Here is a 13628-nt window from a genome sequence, read left to right as displayed (position 1 = left end):
TATATATTGTCAATACTTACCTATAACTTAATGTGAGAGTTAGGAAAAAGTTTACTAAATTAAAATAAAATTCATTGAATTAGAGTGTTTATATAGGAGTATATATCTATAAAATATTTATTCACTCACCGTTTTGTAGGAATACGCATTCTTAGGAATACAATTTCGTTGTCCTAGTGTTTAGTGATATAATTAATTAAGATAGTATTTTAAAAATTTTCTTATATAGTCAAAGAACATATGCTTTGGCAGAAGGTGGGTATTGGATGAATAAAAAAGAAAAAAGAATGGCAGCACAAGATGCTTTATTATCAAGAGTTTATGATTTGATTTTAAATACAGAAACTCTTGATGATGAGCGTTCTAAACTGATTGAATTTAAGGATGCAGTTGAAAGCGGAAAGGATTTTGAGCAACAGTTAATGAACTTAGCAGAATCCTTACGACAACTAGCACTTCGCAAGTTAAATAATAAAGAAACACTTAGTTTGGAAGTTGGTAAATTTTATATGGATATTTCTACTACTGGATTACTTAAAAAGAATTTAGGTACTGGCATGACTTTAATTAGCTTTTTATCTTAAGTAGAAAATTTACTTTGTATTTTTCTTTATACATATAAAAACTATTTTTATAGTGATCCAAGCGATTTAAAATTAATATTATTATAATTTCATTGTAGAAGTGGAAAAATAGTGGTAAATATAAAAAGAAAGCACTATCAAAATACTAATGAAGTAAGTGATAGTGCTATTTCTATAAAACTATGGTGCCACCAGTGGGAATCGAACCCACACGGTAAAACCGCATGATTTTGAGTCATGTGCGTCTGCCAGTTCCGCCATGGTGGCAAAGTAAAGTTTAAGAATAAAAACATTATAGCAAATAATAGAAAAAAATTCAATGGAGAAATAAATATATCAAAAAAATGAAAAAATTTAATATTATAGTTGTTTGATTGTAGCACTTTTGTTAAAATGTATGTAGGATAAAACTAACCCCACCGGGGCGGTTTTTGACCTAGCTAGAAAAGTAAACTAATTTTTTATACATAAAAAGCAGTTTATAATCTAATAATTAGGGAGGAGAAATAAGAATATGATGTATTCAACAGAAGTTCAAGAAATGTGTGTAATCGCTAAAGGACCTAACCATGGACCAGCACCAATTCCTGTAGAAGGAAAATGGGTTTTAGCTAAAGAAGTAAAAGATATCTCAGGTCTTACTCATGGAGTAGGTTGGTGTGCACCTCAACAAGGAGCTTGTAAGCTTACTTTAAACGTTAAAGATGGAATAATAGAAGAGGCATTAGTAGAAACTATAGGATGTTCAGGTATGACTCACTCAGCTGCTATGGCTTCAGAAATATTACCAGGAAAGACTATATTAGAAGCATTAAACACAGACTTAGTTTGTGACGCTATAAACACTGCAATGAGAGAATTATTCTTACAAATTGTATACGGAAGATCTCAAACTGCATTCTCAGAAGGTGGACTACCTGTAGGAGCTGGACTTGAAGATTTAGGAAAAGGATTAAGATCACAAGTTGGTACTATGTACGGAACAGTTGCTAAAGGACCAAGATACCTTGAAATGGCAGAAGGATACGTAACAAAAGTTGCTTTAGATGCTGATAACGAAATTATCGGATACAAATTCGTTCACTTAGGAAAGATGATGGAATTCGTTGCTAAGGGAATGAGCGCTAACGAAGCAATGGAAAAAGCATCAGGACAATACGGAAGAGTAGCTGACGCTGTTAAATTAATAGATCCAAGACACGAATAATTAATTTTAATTTGTAAGGAGGAATTTTAATCATGGCATTATTTGAAAGTTATGAAAGAAGAATAGACCAAATCGTTCCTGTACTTAACAAGTACGGAATGGAAAAAATAGAAGATGCTAAAGCTGTATGTGATGCTGCAGGAATAGATCCATACACAATCGTAAAGGAAACTCAACCAATCGCATTTGAAAATGCTGGATGGGCTTACACTTTAGGAGCTGCTATAGCTATAAAGAAAGGTTGCAAAAAAGCTGCTGATGCTGCTGAAGCAATCGGAGAAGGATTACAAGCTTTCTGTATCCCAGGATCAGTTGCTGACGACAGAAAAGTTGGACTAGGACACGGAAATCTTGGAGCAATGCTTTTAAGAGAAGAAACTAAATGTTTCGCTTTCTTAGCAGGACACGAATCATTCGCTGCTGCTGAAGGAGCTATCAAAATAGCAGAAAAAGCAAACAAAGTAAGAAAAGAACCATTAAGAGTTATCTTAAACGGTCTTGGAAAAGATGCTGCTATGATAATCTCAAGAATTAACGGATTCACATATGTTGAAACAGCATTCGATTTCTATACTTCAGAATTAAAGATAGTAAGAGAAAAAGCTTACTCAAACGGAGATAGAGCAAAGGTTAGATGTTATGGTGCTAACGACGTTAGAGAAGGGGTTGCTATAATGCACTCAGAAGGAGTTGACGTATCAATCACTGGTAACTCAACTAACCCAACTAGATTCCAACACCCAGTTGCTGGAACATACAAGAAAGAATGTGTAAATGCAGGAAAGAAATACTTCTCAGTTGCATCAGGTGGTGGTACTGGAAGAACTCTTCACCCAGATAACATGGCTGCAGGTCCAGCTTCATACGGTATGACTGATACAATGGGAAGAATGCACTCAGATGCACAATTCGCAGGATCATCATCAGTTCCAGCTCACGTTGAAATGATGGGTCTTATCGGAATGGGTAACAACCCAATGGTAGGAGCTACTGTAGCTGTAGCTGTTGCTGTTGAAGAAGCAATGAACAGATAATTAATTCATTGTAATAACGGCTTTTAGATTATAAAAGTTTAAAATAGAGCCTCATACAAGATTTTATTAAGTCTTGTATGAGGCTTTTTTTATTGTATAATATAGGTATAAACACACATAAAAGATAAAATATGGAATAAAATTAAATTGAGAGAGTTTTGTATGCGGAGGTAATTTATGATTAAATATGATGAAGGCATTGAGTACTATGAAAAGGAAAACATAAATAATATATTAATTAATACAGAGGATTTAAATGAAGAAACAGCTATGGTAATTGATGGAGTTATGTATATATTAACAAGGGATGGTAATGATATATTTGTAGAAAAAATAAAAAATGTATTATAGAAATTAGGGTAGGTTTAGTTAGACCTGCCCTAATTTTTATTTATATAAGGTTATAGCTCAGACACTTCTATGTATTGAAGTTTCCATACTTAATAAATATGTAAATAAGAATATAAGAAAAATTTATTCATAATTAATTAACCTTCTATTAATTGTAATATAAAGAGGTGAGAAGTATTATTTAGATAGAATTATCACACTTAAAATTTTAAGGGGGAAAGATTATGTCAACAGAATTAATAAGAGCAATTATATTTATAACATCAGCATTAATATTTTACACAATAGGTGTGTGGTCAGAAAAAAGAGAAGGAGAACTTAAAAAATGGCATGTAATAATCTTTTATTGTGGTCTAGTATGTGATGCATTAGGAACACATTTTATGAGTGACATAGCAGGTGGAGTTAAATTAAATCTTCATGGAGTTACAGGATTAATGGCATTATTACTTATGCTATTCCATGCAGCTTGGGCAACAATAGTACTTATTAAAAATAATCCAGAGTCTAAGGCTAAGTTCCATAAATTTAGTATAGTAGTATGGGCAATATGGTTAATACCATATTTCACAGGAATGATAGTTGGAATGGGAAGAATACACTAATAAAAATATTTGAAAAAATCTTTATCATATGATAATATCAAAACATTATATAAATTTTAGGAGGAACAAAAATGACAATAGAACCAGAATCGGGGAGTATTATTCCACAGCTTATATTAGTAATAGTATTAACAGCAATAAACGCTTTTTTCTCATCAGCAGAAATGGCTATAGTATCAGTAAATAAAAATAAAATTAGGTACTTAGCAGAAGGTGGAAATAAAAAAGCGATTTTACTTGAAAAAGTTATTAAAAATCAAAGTAATTTTTTAGCGACAATACAAGTTGGAATAACCCTTGCAAGTTTCTTTTCAAGTGCATCAGCTGCAACTGGAATTTCAAGTGCTTTTTCAAATGAATTAAGCAAATTAAATATACCATATGCACAGCAAATAGCAGTAATAATAGTTACTATAATATTATCTTATTTTACACTAGTATTTGGGGAATTAGTTCCTAAAAGGATGGCACTTCAAAAGAAAGAAAAAACTGCATTATCATCTGTAAAAGTAATATATTTTACATCAATAATAGCAAAACCATTTATAAAAATACTTTCAGTATCAACTGCACTTAGTTTAAAACTAATTGGGGTTAATGAAAGTGGAATTGAAGAAAAAGTATCTAAAGAAGAGATACAAGCTTTAATATCAGAAGGTGAAGCTGAGGGAGCTATAGATGAAGATGAAAAAGAGATGTTAAATGGAATATTTGAGTTTAATGATAGACTATCAAAGGAAATTATGACATCTAGAAAAGATACTTATATGTTAGATATATCTTCAAATATAAGTGAATATGTTGATGAAATAATAAATGCTCAATATTCAAGAATCCCTGTTTATGAAGATGGCATAGATAATATAGTAGGTATTTTATATATAAAAGACTTTTTCATAGAAGCAAGAAAAGTTGGGTTTGAAAATGTAAATATAAGAAATATTCTACATAAGCCGTATTTTGTACCAGAGACGAAAAGAATTAATGAGTTATTTAAGGAACTTCAATTAAATAGAAATCATATGGCAATATTAATTGATGAATATGGTGGTTTTTCAGGAATTGTAACAATGGAAGATTTAATTGAAGAAGTTATGGGTGATATCGATGATGAGTATGATATGGATGAACCAGATATTAAAAAACTTGGTGATAATAAATATATAGTCAAAGGTACTATAAGTATCTATGATTTTAATGAAGAGTTTGGTGCTGAGATTGAAGAAGGAGACTACGATACTTTAAATGGATATATAACAACTTACATTGGAAAAATACCTAAAGAAGGTGTAAAGATAGAATTTGTTATAAACAATATAAAATTAAAAGTGTTAAAGGTCAGAGATAGAAGAGTTGAAGAAGTAGAAATTACAATCTTAGAGGATGAAAAAAGTTCTGAGGAAGAATAATCAATATAAGGTTAATTTAGGTTTAATTATCTAAATTAACCTTTTTAATTTTTAAAATACGAATAATAGCTAAAGATAAAAAGGTGTAAAGTTCGGAAATATACTATAAAAACATAATTAATTCAAAAAAAAATAAAAATTATTCGTATTTAGGGTAGAAATTTGTTGAAAAATAAGATATTATAGTTCTCGGACGAAAAATATTAAGAGAGAGTGGTAACATGAGAAACTTCTTTAAAAAAGATGGATTACTTGATAACTATTTTGAAATAAGTAAAAATGGTTCAAACACAAAAAGAGAAATCGTTGCAGGATTAACAACATTTATGACTATGGCGTACATATTAATTGTTAACCCATCAATATTAGCAGCTGCAGGAATGGATCAAGGAGCAGTATTTACAGCGACAGCACTTTCAGCATTTGTTGCAACTATGCTTACTGGATTATATGCTAAACTACCTTTTGCACAAGCACCTGGAATGGGATTAAATGCTTTCTTTGCTTATACAGTAGTTGTTGGTATGGGATATTCATATCAATTTGCATTAACAGCAGTTTTCTTAGAAGGTATAATATTTATACTACTTACATTATGTAATGTTAGAGAAGCGATAGTAGATTCAATACCAGAATGTATTAAAAAAGGTATATCAGTTGGTATCGGTCTTTTAATAGCTTTAATTGGATTAGAAGGAGCCGGTATTGTAGTACATCCAGCAGATGGAGGAACAATACTTGCACTTGGAAATATAACTAAAGGAGCAGGATTACTTGCTATAATAGGACTATTAATTACATCTATTCTTTTAGCAAAAAACGTTAGGGGTGCTTTGTTCTTTGGAATGATGATAACAGCTATAATTGGAATTCCATTTGGAATAACTCCAATGCCAACAGGCTTTATGAGTGCACCACCTTCAATTAGCGGAGTGCTTTTTGATTTTGAATGGCACAATATATTCTCAATGGATATGGTAATAGTTTTATTCACGTTATTATTTATGGATTTATTTGATACAATAGGAACTTTAGTTGGGGTTGCAACTAAAGCTAAAATGCTTGATGAAAATGGAAAAGTTCCAAACATCAAAAAGGCATTACTTTCAGATGCTATAGGTACAACTTTTGGTGCATGTGTAGGAACAAGTACAGTAAGTACTTTTGTTGAAAGTGCATCAGGTGTTGCAGAAGGTGGAAGAACAGGACTAACAGCAGTAACTACAGCTGTAATGTTTGGATTATCATTATTATTTGCACCTATATTTGCATCAATTACTCCAGCTGTAACAGCATCAGCTTTAGTATTAGTTGGTTTATTTATGATTGAACCTATAAGAAGTATAAACCTAGAAGATTATACAGAATCAATACCAGCATTTTTAACTATGATTATGATGCCATTTTCATACAGTATATCAGATGGTATTATATTCGGAGTAATATCATATATAATACTAAAATTATTTACTGGTAAAGTAAAAGAAATAAGTATAACTACTGTAATTATAGGGGTTGTATTCTTACTTAAATTTTTAATTTAAAATATAAAATTCTGTGATTTATATAAATCACAGAATTTTTTTTATCATTCATAGAAAAAATAATAATCTTAATAATTTAATAAACTAAAGTAATGAATTGATAAATTAAATAATAAATATAAGAAATAATATTATTAATTTAATAAAATAAGTCTATAATTTCGAATGAATATGAAAAAAATATATAAAAAAATAGTATATTGTCGAAAAGTAAAAATTTTGATATAATATACCAGTAAAAATATAACTAAACTAAGAAAGCGAGAGAAGACAATGTCAAATCAAGATAAAAAACTAAGATGGTATAATCTTGCTATGATGGCCTTTGTTTCTGTTTGGGGATTTGGTAATGTTGTTAATAACTTTGCTAACCAAGGATTACAAGTTATCGTATCATGGGTCTTAATTATAGGACTATATTTTGTACCATATGCTTTAATGGTTGGTGAACTTGGATCAGTATTTAAAGATGGTAAAGCTGGTGTAAGTACATGGATTAGAGAAACTAAAGGGACGACACTTGCATACTTTGCAGGATGGACTTATTGGGTTGTACATATACCTTATTTAGCACAAAAGCCACAAACTTTATTAGTAGCATTAGGATGGGTATTTAAAGGTAACGGTGATCTTATAAAATCAATGGATCCTTTAGTAGCTCAACTTATAACTTTAGGAATATTCCTATTATTCTTATGGATAGCTTCAAGAGGTATGACATCACTTAAACTTATCGGAACAATAGCAGGGGCAGCGACATTTATTATGTCTATACTTTATATAGTATTAATGATAGCAGCACCAGCTATAACTGGAGCAACAATAGCTACAACTAATATTTCAGTAGATACTATAGTACCTAATTTTAATTTTGCATATTTTACAACAATAGCTATGCTTGTATTCTCAGTTGGTGGAGCAGAAAAAATATCACCTTATGTAAATAATACAAAAAATGCAAGTCGTGAATTCCCTCTAGGAATGATAATACTTGCAGTAATGGTTGCAGTATCAGCAATACTTGGATCATTTGCAATGGGAATGATGTTTGATGCAAATCATATTCCTAAAGACCTTATGATGAATGGTCAATACTATGCTTTCCAAAAGCTTGGAGAATACTATGGAATAGGTAATGTATTCTTAATTATATATGCTATTGCAAATGCTTTAGCACAAATATCAGCATTAATATTCTCAATAGATGCACCACTTAAAGTATTATTATCAGAAACTGATGATAACTTTGTACCTAAAGGATTAACAAAGACTAATAAGTATGGAGCACCAATAAAAGGATATTTAATGACTGCTATACTAGTTGGTATACTAATAATTGTACCAGCACTTGGAATTGGTAATGTAAATGAACTTTATAACTGGCTATTAAGATTAAATGCAGTTGTAATGCCACTTAGATACTTATGGGTATTCTTAGCATTCATATTACTTAAGAAAGCTGGGGACAAATTTAAAACAGATTATAAATTCGTTAAAAACGATAAGTTTGCATTAGCAATTGGTGTTTGGTGCTTTGCATTTACAGCAGTTGCATGTATATTAGGAATGGCACCACAAGGAGTTGAAGCTTTAACAGGCGGATGGTGGTTCCAATTAATACTAAATGTAGCAACACCATTTATATTAATAGGACTTGGATTTATACTTCCTAAAATTGCAAGAAGACAAAAATAAAAGATTAATAAATATAATGTGACATCTACTACATTAGTAGATGTCACTTTTTTCAAATAAATGTTAATAAAAATGAAAGAGAAATCTCTTTAATACTTAACAATTAAATTGTATAATAATAAAAAATGATAATATTATAAAGGAATGAGAGAATGAATAGAAATTTAAAATTCGCATTATATTTTATAATAACTATATTAGTAATTGGAGTAGTTGCAAAAGTATTTATTACACTATTACCTTTTTTACTAGCTATAATATTAGTAATGTGGATAATATTTAAAGTAAGAGGATATTTTACTAAGAATAAAAAGAGTGATTATAATAGTGAGTATGAAGAGACTTATACATATGAAAGTCATGATAATAATGCAAGCAGCGATGATGATTTTGATACTTCAAAAGCTATAGATGTTGATTATGAAGAAGTAGATAAAGATAAATAATAAATAATAAATATATGTTAATCCGTATTTAATAAAGAGGGGTAATATAATGAACTTTAGAAAACTAAAGATTTTTTACGAAACTGCAATTAATTTAAATATGACTAAAGTGGCTAAAGCTTTATATATAAGTCAGCCATCTGTAAGTCAAGCGATACAAGAACTTGAAGAGGAACTTGGAGTTAAAGTTTTTGATAGAATAGGTAAAAGACTTAGTCTAACATACGAAGGCGAAGTATACTTTAACTACGTTAGAAGAATACTAAATCTTTATGATGAAGGTGCACAAAAAATAAAAATGATAAATAATAAAGAAGAAGGTAAAATTGTAATTGGAGCAAGTACTACAATAGGTATATATATTTTACCTGATATAATTAAAGATTTTGTTGAAAGAAATAAAGGGATAGAAATTTCTCTTATAATAGAAAACACTAAAAACATAGAAAAGATGATACTTCAAAATAAAATAGATTTTGCTTTTATCGAAGGAAAAGTACATTCTGATGAAATAAAATATGAAAAGGTATGGAAAGATGAGATTGTATTTATAGCGCCTTGTAATGATAAATGGAATGAGAAATCAACTATAGAAAAAGATGAATTAAGAAAAGAAAAATTTATAATTAGAGAAAAAGGTAGTGGAACTAGGGAAATAGTAGAATCATATTTAAAAGATAAAGCTATAGAATATAATATTTTTATGGAACTTGGAAATAGTGAAGCTATAAAAAGAAGTGTAGAGGCAGGCCTTGGAATTGGCTGTATATCTAAGCAGTGCATAAAAGAAGAAATTAAGAGAAAAAAATTAAAAAATATAACATTAGATAAAGAAACTATAGAAAGAGACTTATTGTTATTAGTTCATAAAGATAAATTTATAAGTAATAATATGAATGAATTTATGGATGAAGCAAGAGCTTATAAGGTATAATTAATAAATAGCTGTATGAAAATAAACTAATAAAATTTATTTTCATACAGCTATTTTTCTTTAAGAAAGATTAGTAAAATTGAAAATAATAGGGAAATAATGTATAATAAATTAAATTACTACAAACTAGTAATTAAAAGGGGGCAGAATATTTATGGAAAAAATAAAAATGAAAAATCCATTAGTAGAAATGGATGGGGATGAAATGACAAGAGTTTTATGGAAAGCAATAAAGGATGAACTTATAAGTCCTTATGTAGACCTTAAAACGGAATATTATGATTTAGGAATAGAAAATAGAGATAAGACTAATGATGAAGTTACAACTCTTGCAGCAAAAGCAATAAAAAAATATGGCGTAGGAGTAAAGTGTGCAACAATAACTCCTAATGCAGATAGAGTAAAAGAATATAATTTAAAGGAAATGTGGAAAAGTCCAAATGGAACAATAAGAGCAATATTAGATGGTACTGTATTTAGAACACCTATATGTATAAGTTCTATTAAGCCTTTCGTGAAGAATTGGACAAAGCCAATTACTATAGCTAGACATGCTTATGGGGATATATATAAAGATGTAGAAATGAAAATAGAAGGAAAAGGAAAGTGTGAATTAGTATTTACAGATGAGAATGGAAATGAAAAGAGAGAATTAATTCAAAACTTTGATGGGGATGGAATTGTTCTTGGAATGCACAATTTAAAATCATCAATAGAAAGTTTTGCAAGAAGTTGTTTTAATTTTGCATTAGAATGCAAAAATGATTTATGGTTTTCAGCAAAAGATACAATATCAAAAAAATATGATCATACATTTAAAGATATTTTTAAAGAAATATATATAAAAGAATATGAAGAAAAGTTTAAAGAAGCTAAAATAGAATATTTTTATACTTTAATAGATGATGCTGTTGCTAGAGTAGTTAAATCTGAAGGTGGAATTATATGGGCGCTTAAAAATTATGATGGGGATGTTATGAGTGATATGGTAGCTACAGCCTTTGGATCATTAGCTATGATGACATCAGTATTAGTTTCACCAGATGGAAATTACGAATATGAAGCTGCACATGGAACAGTTCAAAGACATTATTATAAACACTTAAAAGGAGAAGAAACTTCAACAAATTCAATGGCAACAATATTTGCTTGGAGCGGGGCTTTAAAAAAGAGGGGAGAACTTGATAATAATAAAGAACTTATAAGATATGCTAAAGTTTTAGAAAAAGCATCAATTGATACTATTGAAAGTGGAACTATGACAAAAGACTTAGCAATTATATCAGATTATAAAAATATTAAAGTTGTAAATAGTTTCGATTTTATAAAAGCTATAAAAGAAAAATTGGAAAATTTATTATAAATTAATTTAAAAGAAGATGCCTATGATGCATCTTCTTTTAAATTTAAAATGCTAATATTTATAGTTAAAATGGATATTATGTAAACGAAATATCAATAAAGTTACAAAAAAATATATTTTTTTATATTTTCTTAACAAAAAATGTTTACAAATAGGAAAGTATTGTATAAAATAGTTAATATAAGAAATAAAACGATTGATAAATTAATAAACATAGCAATAATTATAGTAATAGATCAGTAATAGCTTTTATGAAAAGGATTTGATAAAAATTACAAAAGTATATACAAAATATTAAAAATATGATAAAATTGTAAATATAATGAAATTTATTTCGTATAGCAATTACTGACAAACATTTAATATTTATTTTTAGAAGGGGTTGTAGAAAAAATGAATAAAGTTTTAGTTTTATCCAAAGGAACTGGACAAGCAAAATCTTTTGAAAGAGTTATGGTTGAACATACTGAAAAAAATTCATTAGATATAGAATGGATTTTTTCAAATCAATCAGAAATGAGTAAATATGTAGACAAGGGAGATATTAATGTTGTTATTATATCACCAGAGATGATGCTTGTTGAAGCTAAGATAAAAGAAGAACTAGATGCTAAAAACGTTCCATATGTTGTATTAAAGCCAGTTGATTTTGGCCTTAAAAGAGTGGACAAGATTTTACCTTTATTAGATCCATATTTCAATTAATATAAAAAGGTACGGGAAAAACTTAAAGAAAAAATATAATAAAGAGTAATTAAATTGACGCTTATATAATACTATTATTATATAAGCACAATACAGGGTTTTATGTAATCTTTTACAAAGGGGAATTATTTATTAGCTATGCATGTTTTAAAACCTAAGTGGTTTGACGGAATTTCTAATCATAAGGTTTTATGAAACATTCATATAAATTTATTATTTTATTAATTTTGGGGGGGAACCGAAATGAAATTTATGGACAAATTTGCTGCCTGGCTTGAAAGAGTCTTGATGCCAATTGCATCAAAATTAGGTAGCCAAAGACACTTAGCTGCGCTAAGAGATGGATTTATAGCTTATCTACCAATTTCTTTAATTGGTGCTGTAGGAACAATGTTCCTAAACGTTTTACTTAAACCGGACTCATTAATAGGTAAAGAATTAATGAAGATTGATACTTACAAGGATACAGTTTTTCCTTTCCTTGAAAAGTATGTAAACACAGTATTCAACCAAATGTGGTGGGCTACACTTGCAATGACAACTATTTACTTATTAGTTACAATTGCATATGCATTCTGTAGATCACAAGATGTTGACCCACTTGCAGGAGCTCTTGTTGCTGTTGCTTCATATTTAGCAATGGTACCAGATAGCTTAAAAATAGCTGGAGGAACTTCAACTATAACAGGTATGACTGAAAATGCAGATAAAGTACCTGAAACTTTAAATGCTATTGCAGCAAAACTTCAAGTAGATGCTGCTGCTGTTAAAGATGCTCTTATTGGTGCTGAATTTATAACTGATACACCAACTTGGGGAAATATAAGTTGGGGATCATTTAACTCAACTGCAATGTTTACAGGAATTCTTGTTGCATTAGTTTCAGCTCAACTTTTCTGTGCTATTAACAAAAAAGGATGGGTTATCAAATTACCAGATCAAGTACCACCAGCAGTTTCAAAAGCATTCTCAGCTGTTATACCAGGTATCTTAACAGTTGGTGTATTTGCAATTATTTCAATGATATTCATGAAAATTGTAGGAGTTGACTTTAAGAACTGGATTGATCAAACAATACAACAACCATTAACTAAATTTGGACAATCACCAATTGCTTATATAGGATTAATTACTTTATCACAATTACTATGGTTCTTCGGATTACATGGTTTAAATATGGTAGAACCTGCTCTTAACACTCTATATTTACCAACATTAAATCAAAATATAGAACTTGTTAACCAAGGTAAAGAAGCTATTCATATATTCACAAGAAACTTCGTTGACGTTTATGCAATGCCAGGTGGATCAGGTGGTACACTAGCATTAATTGTTGCAATATTCATATTCTCTAAGAGACAAGAAAATAGAGAACTTGCAAAACTTGCAGCAGTACCAGCAATATTCCAAATCAATGAACCAGTAATATTCGGTTTACCAATCGTGTTAAACCCAATTTACTTCATACCATTTGTATTAATTCCAGGTATACTATGTACAATTGCTTACTTCGCGACAAGTATGGGACTAGTTGATAAGATTAGTGCATTCATTCCATGGACTTGTCCTCCAGTAATATCTGCATTCTTAGCAACTAATGGAGATATCAAAGCTACAATTTTAGCTGCATTACTATTCTTACTAGCATTAGTAATTTGGGCTCCATTCGTTATAGCTGCAAATAAAATGGGAAATGATGAATAATAAATAAATTTTTGAAGTGCATAAGCCTTATGGCTTATGCCTTCTTT

Annotated in this window: 13 protein-coding genes and 1 tRNA gene; 13 read left to right on the top strand and 1 reads right to left on the bottom strand. The window is 29.5% G+C overall.

All coding sequences use genetic code 11. The features are described from left to right. The first annotated feature begins 266 nt into the window (after positions 1 to 266). The gene (locus ACZ5TJ_RS10970; protein WP_464199640.1) at positions 267 to 584 is read left to right on the top strand and encodes a bacteriocin immunity family protein; all 318 of its coding nucleotides are present in this window, start codon (positions 267 to 269) and stop codon (positions 582 to 584) included. 183 nt (positions 585 to 767) lie between these two features. Here the strand turns inward: ACZ5TJ_RS10970 and ACZ5TJ_RS10965 are convergent. Next, a tRNA-Leu gene (locus ACZ5TJ_RS10965) sits at positions 768 to 851 on the bottom strand. A 247-nt stretch (positions 852 to 1098) separates the two neighbouring features. On the opposite strand from ACZ5TJ_RS10965, the gene ACZ5TJ_RS10960 reads away from it, so the two are divergent. From ACZ5TJ_RS10960 to ACZ5TJ_RS10905, 12 genes are all read left to right on the top strand, one after another. Continuing rightward, on the top strand, positions 1099 to 1791 hold the full coding sequence (locus tag ACZ5TJ_RS10960; RefSeq protein ID WP_055207745.1) for an iron-sulfur cluster assembly scaffold protein: 693 nt from the start codon (positions 1099 to 1101) through the stop codon (positions 1789 to 1791). Between the two features lie 32 nt (positions 1792 to 1823). Further along, a complete protein-coding gene (locus tag ACZ5TJ_RS10955) occupies positions 1824 to 2825 on the top strand; it encodes a GGGtGRT protein (protein ID WP_055226162.1) in 1002 nt (333 codons plus the stop codon). Positions 2826 to 3002: 177 nt separating this feature from the next. Next, a complete protein-coding gene (locus ACZ5TJ_RS10950) occupies positions 3003 to 3176 on the top strand; it encodes a hypothetical protein (protein ID WP_155500220.1) in 174 nt (57 codons plus the stop codon). Between the two features lie 224 nt (positions 3177 to 3400). Beyond that, positions 3401 to 3781: an HsmA family protein gene (locus tag ACZ5TJ_RS10945; RefSeq protein ID WP_055207747.1), complete on the top strand. Its 381-nt coding sequence runs from the start codon at positions 3401 to 3403 to the stop codon at positions 3779 to 3781. Between the two features lie 71 nt (positions 3782 to 3852). Next, positions 3853 to 5190, top strand: a complete 1338-nt coding sequence (locus ACZ5TJ_RS10940; RefSeq protein ID WP_464199633.1) for a hemolysin family protein — start codon at positions 3853 to 3855, stop codon at positions 5188 to 5190. A 221-nt stretch (positions 5191 to 5411) separates the two neighbouring features. Then, the gene (locus tag ACZ5TJ_RS10935; RefSeq protein WP_464199631.1) at positions 5412 to 6734 is read left to right on the top strand and encodes an NCS2 family permease; all 1323 of its coding nucleotides are present in this window, start codon (positions 5412 to 5414) and stop codon (positions 6732 to 6734) included. Positions 6735 to 7007: 273 nt separating this feature from the next. Next, on the top strand, positions 7008 to 8429 hold the full coding sequence (locus ACZ5TJ_RS10930) for an amino acid permease (RefSeq protein ID WP_464199629.1): 1422 nt from the start codon (positions 7008 to 7010) through the stop codon (positions 8427 to 8429). 152 nt (positions 8430 to 8581) lie between these two features. After that, a complete protein-coding gene (locus tag ACZ5TJ_RS10925; RefSeq protein ID WP_464199627.1) occupies positions 8582 to 8875 on the top strand; it encodes a hypothetical protein in 294 nt (97 codons plus the stop codon). 49 nt (positions 8876 to 8924) lie between these two features. After that, positions 8925 to 9809 (top strand): LysR family transcriptional regulator, encoded by an 885-nt coding sequence (locus ACZ5TJ_RS10920; protein ID WP_464199625.1) that lies wholly within the window; start codon positions 8925 to 8927, stop codon positions 9807 to 9809. Between the two features lie 154 nt (positions 9810 to 9963). After that, a complete protein-coding gene (locus ACZ5TJ_RS10915; protein WP_464199623.1) occupies positions 9964 to 11172 on the top strand; it encodes an NADP-dependent isocitrate dehydrogenase in 1209 nt (402 codons plus the stop codon). Between the two features lie 393 nt (positions 11173 to 11565). Further along, positions 11566 to 11877 (top strand): hypothetical protein, encoded by a 312-nt coding sequence (locus ACZ5TJ_RS10910; RefSeq protein ID WP_464199621.1) that lies wholly within the window; start codon positions 11566 to 11568, stop codon positions 11875 to 11877. A 243-nt stretch (positions 11878 to 12120) separates the two neighbouring features. Then, positions 12121 to 13581, top strand: coding sequence for a PTS sugar transporter subunit IIC (locus ACZ5TJ_RS10905; RefSeq protein WP_464199619.1), 1461 nt, complete (start codon positions 12121 to 12123; stop codon positions 13579 to 13581). The last annotated feature ends 47 nt before the right edge of the window (positions 13582 to 13628 follow it).

The organism is Clostridium budayi, from assembly GCF_055396605.1.
The sequence above is the reverse complement of the archived record's forward strand: the minus strand, read 5'-3'. Positions and strand labels throughout refer to the sequence as shown.

Bases quoted from the DNA above. Each gene is read 5' to 3' on its own strand.
- ACZ5TJ_RS10940 (WP_464199633.1), top strand. From the start codon at position 3,853: ATGACAATAGAACCAGAATCGGGGAGTATTATTCCACAGCTTATATTA.
- ACZ5TJ_RS10945 (WP_055207747.1), top strand. From the start codon at position 3,401: ATGTCAACAGAATTAATAAGAGCAATTATATTTATAACATCAGCATTA.
- ACZ5TJ_RS10955 (WP_055226162.1), top strand. From the start codon at position 1,824: ATGGCATTATTTGAAAGTTATGAAAGAAGAATAGACCAAATCGTTCCT.
- ACZ5TJ_RS10950 (WP_155500220.1), top strand. From the start codon at position 3,003: ATGATTAAATATGATGAAGGCATTGAGTACTATGAAAAGGAAAACATA.
- ACZ5TJ_RS10905 (WP_464199619.1), top strand. From the start codon at position 12,121: ATGAAATTTATGGACAAATTTGCTGCCTGGCTTGAAAGAGTCTTGATG.
- ACZ5TJ_RS10920 (WP_464199625.1), top strand. From the start codon at position 8,925: ATGAACTTTAGAAAACTAAAGATTTTTTACGAAACTGCAATTAATTTA.
- ACZ5TJ_RS10930 (WP_464199629.1), top strand. From the start codon at position 7,008: ATGTCAAATCAAGATAAAAAACTAAGATGGTATAATCTTGCTATGATG.
- ACZ5TJ_RS10925 (WP_464199627.1), top strand. From the start codon at position 8,582: ATGAATAGAAATTTAAAATTCGCATTATATTTTATAATAACTATATTA.
- ACZ5TJ_RS10970 (WP_464199640.1), top strand. From the start codon at position 267: ATGAATAAAAAAGAAAAAAGAATGGCAGCACAAGATGCTTTATTATCA.
- ACZ5TJ_RS10935 (WP_464199631.1), top strand. From the start codon at position 5,412: ATGAGAAACTTCTTTAAAAAAGATGGATTACTTGATAACTATTTTGAA.
- ACZ5TJ_RS10910 (WP_464199621.1), top strand. From the start codon at position 11,566: ATGAATAAAGTTTTAGTTTTATCCAAAGGAACTGGACAAGCAAAATCT.
- ACZ5TJ_RS10915 (WP_464199623.1), top strand. From the start codon at position 9,964: ATGGAAAAAATAAAAATGAAAAATCCATTAGTAGAAATGGATGGGGAT.
- ACZ5TJ_RS10960 (WP_055207745.1), top strand. From the start codon at position 1,099: ATGATGTATTCAACAGAAGTTCAAGAAATGTGTGTAATCGCTAAAGGA.